At 71.3% G+C, this 18,431-nt stretch carries 19 protein-coding genes; 10 read left to right on the top strand and 9 right to left on the bottom strand.

Going from position 1 to position 18,431, the window contains the following annotated elements; all coding sequences use genetic code 11:
* Positions 1-113 precede the first annotated feature (113 nt).
* A complete protein-coding gene (locus VGR06_RS08100; protein WP_327558348.1) occupies positions 114-281 on the bottom strand; it encodes an AAA family ATPase in 168 nt (55 codons plus the stop codon).
* Between the two features lie 113 nt (positions 282-394).
* Here VGR06_RS08100 and VGR06_RS08095 point away from each other — a divergent pair, with 113 nt between their 5' ends.
* Positions 395-853: a group II truncated hemoglobin gene (locus tag VGR06_RS08095; protein ID WP_327558347.1), complete on the top strand. Its 459-nt coding sequence runs from the start codon at positions 395-397 to the stop codon at positions 851-853.
* Here VGR06_RS08095 and VGR06_RS08090 read toward each other — a convergent pair.
* Both VGR06_RS08090 and VGR06_RS08085 read right to left on the bottom strand, forming a co-directional pair.
* The gene (locus VGR06_RS08090) at positions 840-1,415 is read right to left on the bottom strand and encodes a hypothetical protein (protein WP_327558346.1); all 576 of its coding nucleotides are present in this window, start codon (positions 1,413-1,415) and stop codon (positions 840-842) included. The two genes, VGR06_RS08095 and VGR06_RS08090, sit on opposite strands and share 14 nt — an antisense overlap.
* Before the next feature lie 4 nt (positions 1,416-1,419).
* Positions 1,420-2,313 carry a DMT family transporter gene (locus VGR06_RS08085; protein WP_327558345.1) on the bottom strand — a complete coding sequence of 298 codons (894 nt, stop codon included), beginning with the start codon at positions 2,311-2,313 and terminating at the stop codon, positions 1,420-1,422.
* A 244-nt stretch (positions 2,314-2,557) separates the two neighbouring features.
* Here VGR06_RS08085 and VGR06_RS08080 point away from each other — a divergent pair, with 244 nt between their 5' ends.
* A complete protein-coding gene (locus tag VGR06_RS08080) occupies positions 2,558-3,361 on the top strand; it encodes an AraC family transcriptional regulator (protein WP_327558344.1) in 804 nt (267 codons plus the stop codon).
* A 354-nt stretch (positions 3,362-3,715) separates the two neighbouring features.
* On the opposite strand, the gene VGR06_RS08075 is transcribed toward VGR06_RS08080, so the two are convergent.
* The 6 genes from VGR06_RS08075 to VGR06_RS08050 form a co-directional block, all read right to left on the bottom strand.
* The gene (locus VGR06_RS08075) at positions 3,716-4,639 is read right to left on the bottom strand and encodes an N-acetylmuramic acid 6-phosphate etherase (protein ID WP_327558343.1); all 924 of its coding nucleotides are present in this window, start codon (positions 4,637-4,639) and stop codon (positions 3,716-3,718) included.
* An 86-nt stretch (positions 4,640-4,725) separates the two neighbouring features.
* Complete coding sequence (locus VGR06_RS08070) at positions 4,726-5,643, bottom strand: MurR/RpiR family transcriptional regulator (RefSeq protein ID WP_327558342.1); 918 nt, start codon at positions 5,641-5,643, stop codon at positions 4,726-4,728.
* Positions 5,644-5,809: 166 nt separating this feature from the next.
* Complete coding sequence (locus VGR06_RS08065; protein ID WP_327558341.1) at positions 5,810-7,558, bottom strand: serine hydrolase domain-containing protein; 1,749 nt, start codon at positions 7,556-7,558, stop codon at positions 5,810-5,812.
* Positions 7,559-7,568: 10 nt separating this feature from the next.
* Positions 7,569-8,828 (bottom strand): DUF1343 domain-containing protein, encoded by a 1,260-nt coding sequence (locus VGR06_RS08060; protein ID WP_327558340.1) that lies wholly within the window; start codon positions 8,826-8,828, stop codon positions 7,569-7,571.
* Positions 8,822-10,621, bottom strand: coding sequence for a glycoside hydrolase family 3 protein (locus VGR06_RS08055; RefSeq protein WP_414637191.1), 1,800 nt, complete (start codon positions 10,619-10,621; stop codon positions 8,822-8,824). The genes VGR06_RS08060 and VGR06_RS08055 overlap by 7 nt, the downstream gene beginning before the upstream one ends.
* A 633-nt stretch (positions 10,622-11,254) precedes the next feature.
* Positions 11,255-12,112, bottom strand: a complete 858-nt coding sequence (locus VGR06_RS08050; protein ID WP_414637190.1) for an HAD family hydrolase — start codon at positions 12,110-12,112, stop codon at positions 11,255-11,257.
* 564 nt (positions 12,113-12,676) lie between these two features.
* On the opposite strand from VGR06_RS08050, the gene ssd reads away from it, so the two are divergent.
* From ssd to VGR06_RS08010, 8 genes are all read left to right on the top strand, one after another.
* Positions 12,677-13,756, top strand: a complete 1,080-nt coding sequence (gene ssd / locus VGR06_RS08045) for a septum site-determining protein Ssd (RefSeq protein ID WP_327558338.1) — start codon at positions 12,677-12,679, stop codon at positions 13,754-13,756.
* Positions 13,753-14,919, top strand: a complete 1,167-nt coding sequence (locus VGR06_RS08040) for a TadA family conjugal transfer-associated ATPase (RefSeq protein ID WP_327558337.1) — start codon at positions 13,753-13,755, stop codon at positions 14,917-14,919. Before ssd ends, VGR06_RS08040 begins: the two co-directional genes overlap by 4 nt.
* The gene (locus VGR06_RS08035) at positions 14,913-15,725 is read left to right on the top strand and encodes a type II secretion system F family protein (RefSeq protein ID WP_327558336.1); all 813 of its coding nucleotides are present in this window, start codon (positions 14,913-14,915) and stop codon (positions 15,723-15,725) included. Before VGR06_RS08040 ends, VGR06_RS08035 begins: the two co-directional genes overlap by 7 nt.
* Positions 15,722-16,468: a type II secretion system F family protein gene (locus VGR06_RS08030; protein ID WP_327558335.1), complete on the top strand. Its 747-nt coding sequence runs from the start codon at positions 15,722-15,724 to the stop codon at positions 16,466-16,468. Before VGR06_RS08035 ends, VGR06_RS08030 begins: the two co-directional genes overlap by 4 nt.
* A 17-nt stretch (positions 16,469-16,485) precedes the next feature.
* Positions 16,486-16,668, top strand: coding sequence for a DUF4244 domain-containing protein (locus VGR06_RS08025; protein ID WP_327558334.1), 183 nt, complete (start codon positions 16,486-16,488; stop codon positions 16,666-16,668).
* Positions 16,668-17,030, top strand: coding sequence for a TadE family type IV pilus minor pilin (locus VGR06_RS08020; protein WP_327558333.1), 363 nt, complete (start codon positions 16,668-16,670; stop codon positions 17,028-17,030). Before VGR06_RS08025 ends, VGR06_RS08020 begins: the two co-directional genes overlap by 1 nt.
* Complete coding sequence (locus tag VGR06_RS08015; protein ID WP_327558332.1) at positions 17,027-17,377, top strand: Rv3654c family TadE-like protein; 351 nt, start codon at positions 17,027-17,029, stop codon at positions 17,375-17,377. The genes VGR06_RS08020 and VGR06_RS08015 overlap by 4 nt, the downstream gene beginning before the upstream one ends.
* A gap of 270 nt (positions 17,378-17,647) precedes the next feature.
* Positions 17,648-18,271 carry a bifunctional DNA primase/polymerase gene (locus tag VGR06_RS08010; RefSeq protein ID WP_327558331.1) on the top strand — a complete coding sequence of 208 codons (624 nt, stop codon included), beginning with the start codon at positions 17,648-17,650 and terminating at the stop codon, positions 18,269-18,271.
* Positions 18,272-18,431 lie beyond the last annotated feature (160 nt).

Here is an 18,431-nt window from a genome sequence, read left to right as displayed (position 1 = left end):
TCCAGCAAAACCTGTTCGACACCTTCAATCTCGCCCGGTGGGCGCCGACAAGTTAGGCAATACACCCACACAAGATCAACACCAGTGCCGACCAGCGAAAACCCATGCCTAGATCAACTTATCCAGGAAACTCCCGCTAGCAGTTCGAGAGCACGGATGAAGTTGCTCTTGCCGGCCCCATTGGCGCCGACCAGAACATTGATTCTACCGAGCGTGACCGTAGCCCTACGGATCGAAGTAAAGCCTTCGACCTCGATCATCGTGAGCTGCCGGCTGGTCATGGGGTCACTGTACGGCCGAAGACCCACGCAAGTGCACGACCGGCCGAGTTGTCCACAGGTAGGTTGTCTACTGGGGATAGCGTTGATCACTCAGGCGTGCCAGGCTTCGGCGGGTGCGTCCTACGTTGTTCGAGTTCGCCGGCGGTGAGCCGGCGTTTTTGGCGCTGGCCGAGGCTCATCACCGGCGGTGTCTGGCGGATCCGGAGTTGAACCATCCGTTCTCGCATCCGGACCAGCATCCGCAGCATGTTGAGCGGCTGGCGGCCTACTGGGCCGAGGTGATGGGTGGGCCGCCGCGGTTCTCCGAGGAGTGCGGCGACCACACGTCCGTGCTGCGGATGCACTGCGGGAACGGGGACATCAGCGACCTGGGGCGGCGGTTCCTCGAGTGCTTCGTGCGGGCGGCGGATGACGCCGGGTTGCCTGGCGATCCGGAGTTCCGGGCGGCGCTGCGGGCTTACATGGTGTGGGCGGTGGACGACATGCTGTCCCATCCGGACGGCGACGCGGCGATCAAGACGGACGCGCCCATGCCGGGGTGGACCTGGGACGGCTTGGTCATCCAGCGTTGAGCGCCTCGGCCACGGTGCGGCAGTTGGCCTGGAACTCCTCGTCGGGCACGCGGGGGAGGAGGTCGTCCCAGACGGCGAGCATGGGGCCGCGCAGCTGCATCATGCCCAGCGGGCGGGCGAAGAACCAGGTGTGGAAGTGCTCGCCACCGTCGCCGTAGCGGGCGAAATGGACCCGGCCGACGCCGTCGATCCGGCCGATGGCGAGGGCGACGCGCTGGATCATCACCCCGAAGCTCGCGGCCAGGGCCGGCGGCATCATGTGCAGCGTGACGTGCTCGACGGGGACCAGCACCGCCACCATGGGCAGGCCGATCGGCTCGAAACCGGCGTAGAGCCGCCACGTGTCGTCCTGCCATACCAGGTACTTCTCCGGTTCGGCGCACTGGTCGCAGGGCGGCGCGCCCGGTTCACCGCGCCGGGGCGGCTCCGGCACGATCGGCTCGTCCAGCGGGCGGACCTGGATCTCGCCGTCGAACGGGAAGAACGGGCTGCCGAGCACCGGATCGGCGGAAACCCGCTCCCCGTAAGGCAACCGGGCGTGATAGGCGGACAGTTCGGTCATGCGCCTACCCTGCCACCTCGGCCAAACGGGATTTCCGCCGCACGCCAGCATCCGGGCGGGTCGCGAGCCACGCGCCGGCGAGCATCAGCACCGAACCGGCCGCCTGCACACCGGTGATCGACTCACCGAGCAGCAGCCACGAGCACGCCAGCCCGAACACCGGCACCAGGAACATCGCCGACGACGAGACAGCCGGCCCCACCCGGCGCACCGCCTGGTAATACACGACGTACGCCAACGCCGTGGGGAGAACCGAGAGATAGGCCTGGTTGAGCCAGAATCCAGTGTCCAGTTCGGACCAGCGCAGCTCGCCGAACGACGGCAGCGCGAACACCCCCAGTGCCAGCGCGCCGGCCAGGGTCGCGTAGGTGGTCACGGTGAACGCCGGCAACCGGCGCAGCACCGGCGCACCGAAGATCGTGTACACCGCCCAGCACGCGGCCCCGGCGATGAACACCAGGTCGCCCGCGAACCGTTCGCCCCCACCGGCTGGGATGCCGGCGAGGAACACGCCGCCCCCGGCCACGGCCGCGATCAGGCCGAGCGCGGTGCGGGCCGCCAGCCGACGCCGGCCGAGCACCGCCGTGACCACGACCGTGATCACCGGGGCGGTCACCGGCACGATCACGCTGCCGTCCGCCGCCGGGGCGAGCGTGAGCGCGGCGAAGAACAGCACGTTGTAGCCGAACACCCCGACCAGGCCCAGCCCGCCCACCGCCGCCACATCCCGCACCGGCAACCGCCGCACCCCGCCCAGCGCCACCAGCACCGCTGCGCCCAGCAGGAACCGGATGAACGCGGCCACCTCGGGCGGCGCCGACTGCACCGCGATCTTCGACGACGGGAACGCGCTGCCCCAGAACGCCATCACCAGCACCAACGACAGATAGATGCGCACAAACCGCATCATCGGCGTCGGGTGACCGCCCGGTCTTGAACGCTCGTGCGGGCACAATGGACACATGGACTCGAGCGGGCCGGCGGTGCCTGGACTGACGAGCAGCGCAGGGAGCGAGCGCCAGCGAGCGACCGAGCAGCGCAGGAGGGAAGGCACCGCGTCAAGGCCCGCTCCCGCGAGCGGAGCGAGCCCAATGTCACTGCCCGCTCCCGCGAGCGGAGCGAGCAAATCAGACACAGAGTGGGTGCGGTACCGGAGGCTGGCCGACCGGCCGGTCGAGGCCATGCACGCGCACTTCGAGCGGCACACCTACGACATGCACGCGCACGAGACGTACTCGTTCGGGCTGACCGAGTTCGGCGCGCAGGCGTTCAACTGCCGGGGCGAGGCACGGACCAGCGCCGCCGGGCTGGTGATGGCGTTCAACCCGGACGAGCCGCACGACGGGCATGCCGCCACCGCCGGCGGGTTCACCTACCGCATCGTCCACATCGGACCGGAGCTGGTCGCGGATCTGCTGTCCGACAAGGCCGGCCGTGCCACCGGGCTGCCGCTGTTCGACGAGCCGGTGCTGCACGACCCGGTGCTGGCCACCGCCCTCGCCCGGCTCTATGCCAGTCTCTCCGCCGAGGCGACCACCCTGGTCCGGGACGAGGCGCTGGCCGCCACCGTCGCCGCGCTGGTGCACCGCGGCGCGCACCGAACGTCCCCCACCGCGAACGTCAAGGCGGCCACCGTGGCCGCCCACCGGGCCCGGACCGTGCTCAATGAGTCCTATTTGGACGATGTGAGCGCCGAAGACCTCGCCGCCGCAACGGGTTGCAGCCGGTATGCGCTGTACCGGGCGTTCAAGGAGAGCTATGGCCTCGCGCCCAGCGAGTACCAGCGGCTGCTGCGCCTGCGGGCGGCCCGGCGGCTGATCGTCGCCGGCCATCCGGTGGCCGAGGCGGCGGTCCGGGCGGGTTTCGCCGACCAGGCACACCTGACCCGCTGGTTCCGCCGCTGCTACGGCATCACCCCGGGCACCTACCGCAACGCCGGGTGTTGAGCGAGGCTTCAGCGACCCACGTGCCCGCCGCCGTACCGTTTGAGGTGCGCGAGTTCTCCCCCTTCCTCGCGGACGTGGGATCCCCACAGTGCGGGCCGAGATTGCCTAGTGTCTCGGCCCGCCGCCACGTCTAGACGGGTGTTTGTCAACTCGGGCAAGGCCGCCGGTCGCCTCCGGTGAACGGCCTCGGGTCGAGTTGTCTGGGGGTTGCGGGCCGGTGTGGGTGGTTGCCTGTCGTGGGTGGTTGGCTGACGACGCCTGCGGGCAGGGGCTCGTTCCTCGCCCTGTCCTTGTCGCCGTGTGACGGCCGCCCTCGCCAATGATTTGCCGACCCCGGCGCACTTTCGACACACCCTAGACGGCGGTGGCGCGCAGCGTCGCCAGCGCGCGGCGGACGTGGCCGCCGGTGTCGGTGAGCGCGGCCGCCGCCCGCCGGGTGTCCACTCCGGACAGCAGGTGCACGAGCGCGACCTTGAGGTCGCCGCGGGCCGCGGTGAGCGCGTCGGAGCATTCCTCGAGGCCGAGACCCGTTGCCTCGCGCAGGATCCGCACGGTCCGCCCGCGCAGCTTGGCGTTGTTCGCCCGGACGCTCACCATGAGGTTCGAGTAGGTGCGGCCGAGCCGGATCATGACGGCCGTGGAGAAGCCGGTGAGCACCTGCTTCTGCGCGGTGCCGGCCTTCATCCGGGTGGACCCGGCGATCGCCTCCGGCCCGGTGTCCACGGTGATCATCACGTCGACGTCGATGGACCGGGTGGCCAGCGGGTTGTTCGAGATCAGCGCGGTGGTGGCGCCGCGCCGGTGGGCCGCGCGCAGCGCCCCGAGCACGTACGGCGTGCGCCCGGACGCGGTCAGCCCCAGCACGAAGTCACCGCGCTCGGCGCCGGCCAGCTCGCGCTCCCCGGCCTCCTCGTCGTCCTCGGCGTTCTCCACCGCCGAGCGCAGCGCCGTCGGGCCGCCGGCCTGATGCACGACGAACCAGTCGGCCGGCACGTTGTAGGTCGGCGGGAGCTCGGCGGCGTCCAGGGTGGCCAGCCGCCCGGACGTGCCGGCGCCCACGTAGTGCACCCGGTGGCCGGTGCGCAGCGCCTCGACGGCGAGGTCGACGGCGGTGCCCACGGCGGGGAGGGTGGCCGCGACGGCGTCCGGCACCAGGCGGTCCTCGGCGTTGATCGCCCGGAGGATCTCCAGCGTGGACAGCTGGTCGATGTTGGTGGTGCGCGGGTTCCGCCGCTCCGTCGGAGAGTCCACGTGCACCGCCTGGCGCGGCACGGTCATTTCGTCTCCCCCTTGCTCTCCACCGGTGGCCGCCGGCGCGGGCCGGCCGTCGACGTCGCGACGGTCGCTACCGACGGCCTCCCAGGTCATTTCCCGGTCTCCCGAACTTTCCGTCGCCCGTCGTGACGGGTCTCCAGCCGGTGCGCGCCGACCGCCTCCCGCGTGTCGTCCAGCGCGCGCATGGACTGCTCCAGGTGCCGCTGGGCGACCCCGATGAACAGACAGTCGATCACCGTGAGCTGGGCGATCCGGCTGGCCATGGCGCCCGAGCGGAACGTGGTCTCCCGGGCGGCCGTGGTCAGCACGAGGTCCGCCACCTCGGTGATCGGCGAGGTGGGGAAGTTCGTGAGCGCCACAGTCGTGGCTCCGCGCTCGCGGGCCACCCGCAGCGTCTCGACCGTGTCGATGGTCGCGCCGGTGTGCGAGATGCCGACCGCGACGTCGCCGGGACCCAGCACGGCCGCCGAGGTGAGCATGATGTGGGTGTCGTTCCAGGCGAAGCTGACCCGGCCGATCCGGTGCAGCTTCTGCTGCAGGTCGGCGGCCACGAAGGCGCTCGCGCCGACGCCGTAGACGTCCACCCGGCCGGCTGCCGCGATGGCGTCCGCCACCCGCTGAAGTACGTCCACCTCGAGCTGCGCGGCCGTCTCCTCAACGGCTCGGGCGTCGGCGAAGGTGACCTTGCCGACGACCGTGGCCAGGTCGTCGTCCGGGGCGATCTCGCCGCCGAGGTCGCGGTCGACGCGCATCTCCGTCCGCGCGGTGTCCGCTGCCAGCGCGATGCGCAGCTCGGGATAGCCGCCGACGCCGATGGCCTTGCAGAACCTGGTCACCGTGGTCTCGCTGGTGCCGGCGGCGTCGGCCACCTCGGTGATGCTGCGGCGGGCGACGCTCGACGGGTTGTCCAGCACGACCTTGGCCACCCGTTGCTCCGCTCGGGCTAGGCCCGGCAGGAGCGAACGGATGCGAACCAGGGGGCTGGACTCTAGGTGCTCTGTTGTCATGGCACTCGCGCTCACGTGGGAAACTTACTAACAGTCACAGGGTACGACAAGGTGATGCGTGACCTGTACCGGCTACGCTACCCAAACCCGTCCGAAACTTCTGGCAACGCCTTGTGGGCTTGCCAGCAGAATCGCTGATGGTACGGGGTTTGTTATCGCTCCAACGTCATCGAGATTTTGGTTGCCACTCTTGCGGGTGCAACATGTGGGGTTCTTTCTCACCGTTGAGGAGCGCGCGATTACCGTCAGTGATAAGAATGGCGTCGAGATAGATGCCGCGACCGGTGTAGCGACTATCGGTGGTAAATCGCCAACGGAACGTGATGTCCGCAGCCCGGGGTAGCTCCGCGTGCACCGTCCACCAGCTACGGTGCCCGGAGCCCGACAGCGTCTGCGCAGGTCCGGGCGGTGCACCGGGACCCTCGGCGGTCACCGGGACGGCCTGCCAGGTGGTGCCGTCCACGCTGGACTCGAGCACCAGCCGGTCGGTGTCCTCGCTGTCGATAAATGTCGCGAAGCTCACCCAAACGGGTCCATCCGAATGGAGGACATCGGTAGTCAAGGTGGCCGAACTGGCGTCACCGATGCCGGTGTACCACGCGTCCTGGCCCCGTTTCGGCCGGACCGCGAGCGATTTCGCCAGTCCCAGCGTGACGCTCTCCCGGGCCAGGTTGATCGATCCCCAGCCCCGGCTCGGGTGTACCCGGTTGGTGAGCAGGATGGCGAACGACCGCGACGCCGGGTCGATCACCAGGTCGGTGCCGGTGAAGCCGGTGTGCCCGGCGGTGCGCGGCCCGGACAGCCCGCCCATGTAGAACCGCTGGTTGAGCTCGAACCCCAGCCCGTGGTCGTGCCCGGGGAAGGCCTGGTTGTAGTTGGTCAGCATGGCGTCCACGGTCTGCGCACGCAGGATCCGGTGGCCGCCGTAGGTGCCGCCATTGAGCACGGTCTGGGCCAGTACGGCCAGGTCACGGGCGGTGGAGAAGATCCCGGCATGCCCGGCGACACCGCCGAGCGACCAGGCGTTCTCGTCGTGCACCGACCCGCGGACCATGCCGCGCGGCGGGTTCGCCTCGTACTCGGTGGCCGCGATCCGGTCCAGCTTGGCGACCGGCGGGTTGAACCCGGTGTCCACCATGCCCAGCGGCTCGGTGATCCCGGTGCGGATCAGCTCGTCGAGGCCCTTGCCGGTGAGCCGCTCGGCCAGCAGCTGCAGCACGATCAGGTTGATGTCGGAGTACAGATACGTGCTGCCCGGCGGGTTGACCGGGATCTCGGTCATGACCTCCGCACGCCGGGACGGGATGTCCGGGTAGCCGGCCCACAGCGACGGCACCGGGTCGGGCTTGAGCCCCGAGGTGTGGGTGAGCAGCTGCTGGACGGTGATCACGTCCTTGCCGAACGTGCCGAACTCCGGCAGGTACCGGGCCACCGGCGCGGCCAACTCGATCCGGCCGGTCTCGAGCAGCTGCAGTGTCACGATCGAGGTGAACAGCTTGGTCACCGACGCCATGTCGAAGATCGTGTCCAGGCGCATCGGGACCTGCTGATCGGCGGGCAGCTCCGTGCCGGCGGCGTCGGCGTAGCGGACCGCCTGGCCGGTCGCGGTGTGGCTGACCACGACGCCGTCGTGCGCCAGCAGTGTGACCGCGCCGGAGAACAGCGGGTGCCCGCTGGCCGGGTTGACCCGGGTCCACGCGGTGATCTTGTCCAGGGCCGCGGTGATCGGCGCCGGGTCCAGCCCGGCCTGCCGCGGCGTGCCGGCGCGCAGCGTCGTCCATGGCGGTGCGAACCCGTGGAACGGCCGGTCGAACCGGCCGGCCCGGCCGTCCACTTCGCTGTCGGCCACCGCTACGGTCCCGCTCGCGGCCGTCGCGAGCACCATCGTGGCCAGCAACAACCGTCGCCCGCGCATGGCATGCCCCTCACCGGTACAGAAGATACGGCTCCCGCTGCCGGCGGAACGCCGCCAGCTCGTCCCGCCAGGCCCCGACCACCTCGTCGACCCCGGCCCCGGCGTCCACCATCCGCCGCAGCCGGTCCGAGCCGGTCAACTTGTCGATCCAGTTGTCGGGCCGCCAGCCGAACGCGCCCGGGTAGAGCTGCCTTGCCGTGATGATCATCATGACGGCGCTGCGGATGGCTTCGACCGCGCGCTCGTCGGTGATGTGCACCTGGACGCCGCCGCACACCTGACCGGTCCACTTGCTGAACGTGGGGGAGAAGTAGATCTCCCGGAACCGCAGGCCCGGCAGGTCTGCCTCGTTGAGCCGCTCCGCCCAGCGCCAGTCCAGGTTCGGCGCGCCGATGATCTCGAACGGCCGGGTCGTGCCGCGGCCCTCGGAGAAGACCGTGCCCTCGAACAGGCACGTGCCGGGGTAGAGCAGCGCTGTTGCCGGCGTGGGCATGTTCGGGCTGGGCAGCCGCCACGGCAGCCCGGTGTCGTCATGCAGCTCGTCGCGCCGCCAGCCGCGCAGCCGCACCACGTCCAGGCTGGTGAGGCGCCGGCCGGTGTCGGCGGGCAGGAACTCCGCGTCGAAGAACCGGGCCAGCTCGCCGATGGTCATGCCGTGTTGCTGCACGATGGGTTTCAGCCCGACCCCGGAGGCGAACGCCGGGTCGAGCTGCGGGCCGCGGGGCGAGCCGCCGACCGGGTTCGGGCGGTCCAGCACCACGAACGCGGCGCCGGTGGTCGCGGCCGCGCGCATCGCGGTGTACATGCTCCAGATGAACGTGTAGAAGCGGGCGCCGACGTCGGCGATGTCGAACACGACGGTGTCCACGCCGGCCTTGGCGTACAGGCCGGCCAGCTTGTCCGCCGACGCGCCGAACGCGTCGTAGACCGGGATGCCGGTGCGCGGGTCGAGGAAGTCGCCCTCCGAGCCGCCGGCCTGCGCTGTGCCGCGGAAGCCGTGCTCGGGGCCGAACGCGGCCACCGGGGTGACCCCGGCGGCGACCATGGCGTCGACGATGTGGGTGTGATCGCGGAGCGCGCCGGTGGGGTTGGTGAGCACGCCGATCCGGCGTCCGGCCAGCGCGCGCCAGCCCTGCGCGGCGAGGACGTCCGCGCCCGGCGTGACCTGGTGTTTCAGGTTGTCGTCCCGCACCTCGGCGCCGGCCGGTGCGGCGGCCGCGACCGGTGTGAGTGCCGAGGCGGCGAGGAATCCGCGCCGCCCGATCACCATGTCAACCCCGTGTCGAACGCGTACCGGATGGTGGCCGGATCGCTGCCCGCCGGCACGTCGACCGGCAGCTTTCCCTGCGGCGCCACCTCGCCGAGGAGCACCTTCGCCAGGGACTCCATGGACACCGCGCGCCAGGAGTAGGTCGCCACCCAGGTGGGGGCGTCGATGAACCCGGCGTCGTAGGGGATCTGCGTGGCGACCGGGACGACCGGCTTGCCGGTGGCGAGCAGGCGGGTGAGCAGGTTTCGGTGGGAGGCGCGGGTGCCGAGGCTGTTGGTCAGGTCGATGACGACATCCGCGCCCTGGGCGGCGGTCACGATCTGGGTGATGGTCGCTTCGCTGGGCACCGACCCGCTGGGCATCGCGGTGGCGTTGATGCCCCGGGCGGTGAGGCTCGCGGCCAGCCACTGCGGGCTGCGTGCGGTGAGCCCGGTGTCGCCCAGGCCGGTCACCAGCACGGTGTTCGGCTTGGTGCGCAAGGGAAGCAGGCCGGCGTCGTTGCGCAGCACGGTCGTGGTGCGGTCGCTGGTCCGCTGCACCTCGGCCAGATGCGCCGGCGTGCCGACTCCGCTGTCCACCTTGTCCACGTCCACGAACGGGCCGGTCAGCACGCCGCGGTTGACCTTCTGCAGCAGGATCCGCAGCACGCTCTGGTTGATCCGCTCCTCGGTGAGCCGGCCGGAGCGCACCGCGTTGATCACCGCGTTCTTCGCCAGGTTCAGGTCCGGTGGCATGAGCAGCTCGTCGGCGCCGGCCTCGAGGGCTCGGACCGGGATCTCCTCGGGCGGGAACACGTTCGCCCCGCCCATGCCCAGCGCGTCGGTGACGATCACGCCGCGGTAGCCGAGCTCGTCACGCAGCAGGTCGGTGAGGATGTGGTGGGACAGCGTCGCCGGCACTCCCGATGGCTCGATGTTGGGCATCTCGATGTGCGCGGTCATGATCGCGTCCACGCCGGCCGCGATGGCCGCCCGGAACGGTGGCAGGTCGATGCGCCGCCATTCCTCCTCGGTCCGGTTGATGATCGGCAGCGTGGTGTGGCTGTCCGTCGCCGCGTCCCCGTGCCCCGGGAAATGCTTCGCCGCCGACGACACCGTTTCCTTCGCGCGCCCGGAATTCTGGTATCCCTGGATTTCCGCGGCGACAAGATTGCTCGCCAGATCCGCATGTGACGAGAACGACCGCGCCCCGATCACCGGATTCAACGGATTTGAGTTCACATCGGCGACCGGTGCGAAATTCTGGTTGATCCCCATCGCGCGCAGCTCGTGCCCGTTGATCGTGGCCAGGCTGCGGGCGTCCGCGGCGCTGCGACCCGCGCCGATAGCCATGTTCCCGGGAAATTCCGTGGCCGGCGACTCCAGCCGGGTGACGTTTCCGCCCTCCTGATCAATGGCGATGATCAGCGGAACGTGCAGCCCCGAGCGGATCGCCGCGCGCTGCAGTCCGTTGGACAGCTCCGCCACCTGCCGCGGGCTGTCCACGTTGTCCGTGGACGAGTTGTTGAAATAGATGACGCCGCCGACGTTGTACCGCTCCACCACCTGCGCCGGCGTGTCCACCCCATAATTGGCCTGATTCGTCGGATGCGCCTCATCGGCCGACTTCCCCCACACCGAAACGACGAACAGCTGGCCCACCTTCTGTTCCAGCGACAGACGGTTCAGCAGCTGGATGGCCAGCACCTCGTTGGTCGGCACCCCCATCACCACGGCTCGCGCCGCCGGCGCCCCCAGCACCGAGCCCACCACCAGCGCGGCAACCCCCCAGGACACCCCACGACGGATCCGCATGGCCACCACTCCGAAAGATCCTTACCAACTGTGCACAGTATCAGCAAGTTACCCACGTCACCGCACGCGGGTCAACACACCGTTGCATGGCAAGAAATTCAGGAGTAGAGCCCGCGGCTGGTTCAGAACCAACGTGCCCAGCGCCGGGTCGTGAGGAGCTAGCACCGTGGGGGTCTGGGGGGTCGCCCCCCAGAACAAAATCGGACGATCCATGCCCGCGCTTTCCGCGGGCAAGGATCGCCCAGATCGTCCGCGTGAACACTTGGGTTACCAAGCGTGCAACGGTGTCGTGCTTACCTGGCCTCGGCGTCCGGCGTCCCGGTACGCAGTCCCTGACGACATGCCTCCCGCGGCGTGCTGCGCGTGGGTACTCCAGTGTTCACGCACGGAGTTCCGCCGGGGTGGCCCGGGGCTTCTCTTCGCCTCGTCCCTGGCCGATCGGAAGTCCGCACCTACTTTCTACTCACTGGCTGGAGCCACTTCAAGGGCACATATGGGTGCACCGTTAAAGAGCCCGGAAGTGGTGTACGGACACGCTGAGTGCGCGTATTCTTGTCGGTTGCTACCAGGGCATACCGGCGTTCGGGCGTGTCTGGGTACCGCCGGTCGGGTGACGCGGATTCCCTTGTGTCCCTAGGTTTTCGGCCGGCGCCGGCGGTGCAGGCCGTACCACGTGGCGCCTGCGGTGGCGATGGCGCCGAGCCCGATCGCGGTGACCGCCACGGCGGTGCCGCTCGGTGCGTGGAACCGGGAGCGCAGCGACACCGGTTTGGTGAACGTGAGCACCGGCCAGCCCCGCTCGAGGGCGGCGGCGCGCAGGGCCCGGTCCGGGTTCACCGCGGTGGGGTGGCCGACCGCCTCGAGCATCGGCAGGTCCGTGACCGAGTCCGAGTACGCGTGGCAGGCGTCCAGGTCGTAGCCGCGCTCGGCGGCCAGCTGCTTGACGGCGGCGGCCTTGTTCTCGCCGTAGCAGTAGAAGTCGATCTCGCCGGTGTACCGCCCGTCGACCGCGACCATCCGGGTGCCGACGAAGCCCGTGGCGCCGATCATGTCCGCGACCCGGGCGACGATCTCCTCACCGGACGCCGAGATGATCACGACGTCGTGGCCGTTGGCCTTGTGGTCGGCGATCAGGTCGGCGGCCTCGGCGTAGACCAGCGGATTCACGATGTCGTGCAGGGTCTCCTCGACGATCGAGCGCACCTGGGCGACGTCCCAGCCGGTGCACAGGGCGGTCAGGTGCGCGCGCATCCGCTCGACCTGGTCGGCGTCGGCGCCCGACGAGGCGAACACGAACTGCGCGTAAGCGGACTTCAGCACCGCTCGACGGTTGATCAACCCGCTCTGGAAGAACGGGCGGCTGAAGGCCAGGGTGCTCGACTTCGCGATGACCGTCTTGTCCAGGTCAAAGAACGCGGCCACGGCGCTGCCCGTCGCCTCGCTGCGAGAGTCGGTCACCTTGCCAGCATACGGACGACCAGCGACAACCATCGATATTGCGAAACTTGGCGCGCCTCGACCCCGTTGTCACCCGGCGCCGGCAGGAACGAGCTACAGTAAGGGAAGTCCGGCTAGACCGGACGGTTCAGTCCGACCCCCCGGGGCTGAACCTTCTGACGACCCCCGTCCCTCCCCCCTGGCGGGGGTCGTCCTCAAATCCCTGGTTGTGCTTGCTCGCGGAGGGCGCTCGCCAGGTGGGATTTGAGGTGTCTTCTGGGGGCCAAGCCCCCAGACCCCCGGCCGGCGGGGCTTCGCCCCCCGGACCCCCCACCGGGGCTTCGCCCCTGGACCCCTACCGGGCCCCACTGGGCTTCGGCCCTGGACTTCGAACTGGGTGCGTATCTGGGCGAGCGCAGGCGGCCCCCGCCCAGTCTGTCGTGTGCCACCGACAAAACGGCGTTGCGGTGATCTTGGTTGGGGTGGTTGTCCACATTCGGGGTGGTTGTCCCCATGTTGATCATTGGGCGGTGTCGGGGGCTCGGGGCGGGTCGATCGTGGGATTGCGCCGGCAGCACCGCCGGTTGCGGACGATCGGCGTTGGGGTGGGGCAGGCGAATGAGTGTGAAGCGCACGGTGGCGTTGGTCGAGGACGAGGAGTTGCTCGACGATGTGCTGAAGCTCGCGGCGGCGGCGGGATGTGCGGTGGAGCGGGTCGCGGACACGGCGCAGGCGCGGGCGCATTGGAACAGCGCGCCGCTGGTGATCCTGGACGCGGACAGCGCGCGGGAGTGCCGGGAGTTGGGGCTGGCCCGGCGTGGCGGGGTGGCGCTGGTGGTGGGTGCGCCGCCGCCCACGGAAGTGTGGCGGGACGCGGTCCGGCTCGGTGCCGAGCGGGTGATCGAGCTGCCTGCTGATGAGGACTGGCTGGTGCGGGCGCTCGCCGACGTGGCGGAGGCGCCCGCGAATTCGGCCGGTCGCGTGCTCGCGGTGCTCGGCAGCCGGGGTGGCGCGGGGGCGTCGGTGTTCGCCGTCGCGGCGGGGCTGAGTGTGTTGCGCGCCGAGGAAAGTGCGTTGCTGATCGACTGTGACGCGCTGGCCGGTGGGTTGGACCTGGTGCTGGGGGCGGAGTCCGACAGCGGGTTGCGCTGGCCGGACATGCGGTTGCGTGGCGGGCGGGTGGCGATGTCCTCGCTGCATGCGGCGCTGCCCGGGCGAACGGAGGGGTCGGCGCGGCTTTCGTTGCTGTCCGGGGCACGGGAGGGCACGGCACCCGAGCCGGATGCGGTGGCTGCGGTGATCGAGGCCGGGCGGCGCGGTGGCGAGACGGTGATCTGTGATCTGCCGAGGAACTTTGACGACTGTGCTCACACGGCGCTGGAGCGGTCCGACCTGACCGTGATGATCGTGCCGGCCGAGGTGCGTGCCTGTGTGGCGGCCAAGATCATGGTGAGCCGGTTGGCGGAGCGGGGCCACACGGCCGAGTTGATCGTGCGCGGTCCGGCGCCGGGCAGGCTGAGTCCCGACGAGGTGGCCGAGGCGGTCGGTCTTCCGCTGCTGCACTCGATGCGGCCGGAGCCCGGGGTGGCCCGGATGATCGACCGTGGGGAGTTCAAGCTCAAGCTGGAAAGCCCGCTCGCCAAGGCGGCTCGCGTCACGCTGCGCGCGCTGACCCGTGATCGCGAGGTCGCCGCATGAGCCGCGACCTGATCGAGCGGGTGCGCAGCCGGTTGGCCGCTGGCGGCGTGGAACTCACCCCGGCGGTGGTGGCCGACGCGGTGCGCCGGGAGGCCGGTGGGGTGGTCGGCCACGACGACGTGCTGAGCGCACTTCGGTTGCTGCGTCAGGAGTTCGCCGGCGCCGGCCTGCTCGAGCCGCTGCTGCGCGATCCGGGCACCACGGACGTCCTGGTCACCAGCCCGGACCGGGTCTGGGTCGACGGCGCGGGCGGGTTGCGGCGCGCGGAGGTCGTGTTCCCGGACGAGGATTCCGTGCGGCGGCTGGCCCAGCGGCTGGCCCTGGCCTGCGGCCGGCGGCTCGACGATGCGCAGCCGTTCGTCGACGCCTGGCTGCCCGGCACCGGACCACACGGCCGGGTCCGGCTGCATGCCGTGCTGCCACCGGTCGCCGCCGACGGCACGTGCCTGTCGCTGCGGGTCCTGCGCCCGGCCACCCATGACCTGAGCGCGCTGCGCGCCCTCGGCACCTTCGACACGCCAACACAATCCGTGCTGGAGTCCATTGTGGACGCCCGGATGGCGTTCGTGGTCTCCGGCGGAACCGGCTCAGGGAAGACCACCCTGCTCTCCGCGCTGCTCGGCCGCGTGCCCGGGCACGAGCGCATCGTCTGCGTCGAGGACGCCGGCGAGCTGCACCCGGACCATCCGCAGTTCGTCCGGCTCATCGCCCGCCCGCCGAACATCGAGGGCGCCGGCGAGGTCACCCTGTCCGACCTGGTGCGCCAGGGCCTGCGGATGCGTCCCGACCGCCTCGTGGTCGGCGAGGTGCGCGGCGCCGAGGTCGGCGACCTGTTGGCTGCCCTCAACACCGGCCACGACGGCGGCGCCGGCACCATCCACGCCAACTCCCCGGCCGAGGTCCCGGCCCGCATGGAGGCGCTCGCCGCGCTCGGCGGCCTCCCGCGAGACGCCCTGCACAGCCAGCTCGCCGCCGCGGTGCACGTCATCCTCCACATGCGACGCAACCCCGACGGCACCCGCCACCTGGCCGAAATCGCCCTCCTCAACCACAACGACCTGGGCTTGCGCGTGCTGCCCGCCTGGCGGCCCACCGGCTGGCTCCCCTGGCAGCAGGCCCTGTACGACGCCCTCACCGCCCGCGGAGTGACGCCGCCGTGGTGATCTCTCTCGTGCTGCTGGCGACGGCTTTTCTGTGCTGGCCGGCAAAACCCGGTGCCGTCCGGCTCCGTGGGCTCGTCCCGGCCGGTGCCCGGTCGCGCCGCCGGGTCCGGCTGCCCCGGCCGACCACCGCGATGATCTCCCTCGGGCTTGGCTCGCTGGGGTGGCTGGCCGGCGGGTTCGGCGGCGCGATCGCCTGCGCGCTCGGCGCGGCCACGGCCTGGCGACGGTGGACCGTCCGCCGGACGACGCGGCAGACGCTCAGCGCCATCGACGGGCTGGCCGAGGCCGTGCGGTCGGTCGTCGCCGAGCTCCGGGCCGGCGCCCATCCGGCCGCCGCGTGCGAGTCCGCCGCCTCGGACGCCGAGCCGCGCGCCGCGCGCGCCTTGCGTGCCCTGGCCGCGGCCGCCCGCCTCGACGGCGACCTGGACCAGGCGCTACACACCAGCCGCGCGGCGAACCCGACCACGGCACCGGTCCTCGACCAGCTCGCCCGCGCCTGGACCCTCGGGCACCGCCACGGTCTGCCCCTCGCCGAGGTGCTCGACGCCGTCCGCGCCGATCTCGACTCCCGCGCCCGCTTCGCCCGCCAGGTACTGGCCAGGATGGCCGGCCCCCGGGCCAGCGCCACCATCCTCGCGCTGCTTCCCCTCCTCGGCATCGCCCTTGGCCAGGCCATGGGCGCCCATCCGCTGCACATCCTGCTCGCCACCCCCGCCGGCCAACTCCTGCTTCCCGTCGGCGCCGCCCTCGGCTGCGCCGGGGTCGCCTGGAGCGCGCACCTCACCAAGGCGGTGGTGTTCCGGTGACCTCGCTCAGCCTCGCCGCCCTTCTCCTCGCCGCAGCCCTGCCGCTCGGCTCGGCCGGCCCCGCGCTGGCCAAAGCGCGCCTGGCCACGATCGGCACCACCGTGACCGGTCGGCGCTGGTGGCATCTGCCGGGACCGGCGGCCGTGATCCGGGCGCGGCTGGTGCCGGTGGCGTTCGCGGTGTCGACGGGTGCGCTGGCCGCGGCGCTCGGCGGCTGGCCGGTGGGTGGTGGCGTCGCCGTGGCCGGCTGGCTGGCCGCGCACTGGGTTCGGCGCCGGTCGGCCGCGCCTGCACCGGCCGGAGATCAGCTCGCCACGGCGGCGACGTGGGACCTCCTCGCCGCCTGCCTGCGCGCCGGTCTCCCGGTCCCGACCGCGGTGCTCGCCGTGGCCGGTGGCCTTCCCGCGGCGGCGGCCACGGCCTTGCGGTCGACGTCCGAACTCCTTGCTCTGGGGGCGGATCCGGTCACCGCCTGGGAACCCGCACTGCACTGCCCCGGCACGGCCGAGCTCGCTCGCGGTGCCCGGCGCACCGCGAGATCCGGAACGGCGCTCGCCGGTGTCGCCGTCGAGCTCGCCGCGGCCATCCGCGCCCAGGCCGGCGACCTCGCCGAAGCCCGCGCCCAGCGCGCCGGCGTGCTGATCACCGGCCCGCTCGGGCTGTGCTTCCTGCCCGCCTTCGTCTGCCTGGGCATCGTGCCGGTCGTCATCGGCCTCGCCACCCAGCTTTCCGTCCATCCCTGAATCAAAGGAGAAACCCCATGTTGCGCAAACTGATCCACGCCTGCTGGCGCCCGGACGACGGCATGTCGACCGCGGAATACGCCATCGGCACCATCGCGGCGGCCGCGTTCGCCGCGATTCTCTACGGCGTCGTCACCGGCGACGGCGTCGTCGGCGCGCTGTCCGCGCTGGTGCAGCGGGCGCTGTCGGTGAGCTTCTGATGCGCCGCCGCCACGACGCCGGAATGGTCACCGTCGAGGGTGCGATCGTCCTCTGCGCGTTCGTCACCGTGCTCGGCTTCGCGCTGGCCGCGATCACCGCCGTCACCGACCAGCTTCGCTGCACCGACGCGGCCCGCGAGGCCGCCCGGCTGGCCGCCCGCGGTGAGCCGGACCGGGCCCGCACCGCCGCCGAGACGATCGCCCCACGCGGCGCCCACGTCGCGATCCAGCTTGACGGCGACACCATCGCCGTCGAGGTCGCCGCCACCCCGGCCGGCGGCCTGATCCCCGGCCTGCACGTGACCGGCCACGCCTTCGCGGTCGCCGAACCCGACTCCGCGAACCCCGAAGGCGAGCCATGATCACCGGCGACCGGGGTTCGGCGTCGGTCTGGGCGGCCGGTGGCATCGCCGCGGTTCTGCTCGTGGTGGGTCTGATCGTCGGGCTCGGTTCGGCCGCGGCGACCCGGCACCGGGCGGACAGCGCCGCCGATCTCGCCGCGCTGGCGGCCGCCGCCTCCGCGACCGCCGGTTCCGACCGGGCCTGCGAGCGGGCGCGCTGGGTGGCCCGGCGAATGCGGGTGGAGCTCTCCGCCTGCCGGCTCGCCGGCTGGGACGCCGAGGTGGAGATCACCGCGCAAACCCCGGACCTGCTATTAGGCTTCGGCTCAGCGACCGCGCGGGCACGGGCCGGGCCAGTGCCGGAGTGATCATCTAGGCACGGGCAGCGGTCGTCCGCGTACGAGGAACGGTCGTTCAGCGGCGACGAACGGTAGGCCGGGGGCCTCCGGGGCCAATTCGGTGGCCGGTGATCGCACCCATAGTGTTCACCCGGTCTTCCGACCACCTTTCATTCGGCGTGCCACAGCGACCAGTTGTCGACTGCAAGTTTCAAAGCGGTCAGGAAATGTCGTTGAGTCACATGTGGGCACCGACCCGGAGCCCGATGCGCAAGGAGGCAAGCACCCGAGATGTTGGAAATGGACTGGTCGGATAACTGGCGGCGAGCGTTCCGCGTCGAACTGCGCGCCCAGGCCATCGGCCTGGCGTGGCGCCGTTGGCCGGTACTGCCCGGCACGTATCCGGCCGGCGCGCACTGGGCGGGCCGCGACGGCATGGACGACAGCGGACCCGCTCCGGTGCACAAGGACTGGCCGGAACGCATCGGAACCCAACCGGAACAGGTCGCGAGCTGGTGGGCGGGTCGCCCGTACAGCCTGCTGCTGGCCACCGGGGCCACCCTCGACGCCATCGAGGTCGGCAGCTCGCTCGGCACCGGCGCGGCCCGGGTGCTGCGCACGCTCGGCATGCCCGTGCCGATCATCGCCACGCCCACCGGGCGCTGGATCTTCCTTACCAAGTCCGGTCACCGGGTCGCGGACGCACTGGCCGGGCACGGCGACGTCGTGGTGCACGGCAAGGACAGCTGGGTCCCGCTGCCGCCAACGCAGTTCCAGCACGGTGTCGTGCACTGGCGGGTGAGGCCGGAAGTCTGCGGCTGGCAGATCCCCGCGGCGCACGTCGTCCAGGACGCACTTCTCGACGCCATCGCCACCCGGGCGGCCGGCGCCGCCACCCGTCAGCTCGTCGTCTCCGCGGACTGACCACATCGGACCATGCCCAACCTCAGTACCCGCCCAGGAACGCGACTTGTCGCAACTCCCGCACCCAGCCGGCGAGTCGCGGACCGGGCAACCCGCCGGGCACTCGCAGGGGGATTCGACCTCCCGCGTGGCAGGCAGCAACGGGACCAGATCGGCGAAC

The sequence above is a fragment of the Actinophytocola sp. genome (assembly GCF_036002505.1).
Lineage (GTDB): Bacteria > Actinomycetota > Actinomycetes > Mycobacteriales > Pseudonocardiaceae > DASYTH01.
Note: the sequence above shows the minus strand (reverse complement) of the source record. Positions and strands in the feature narration are given on the sequence as shown.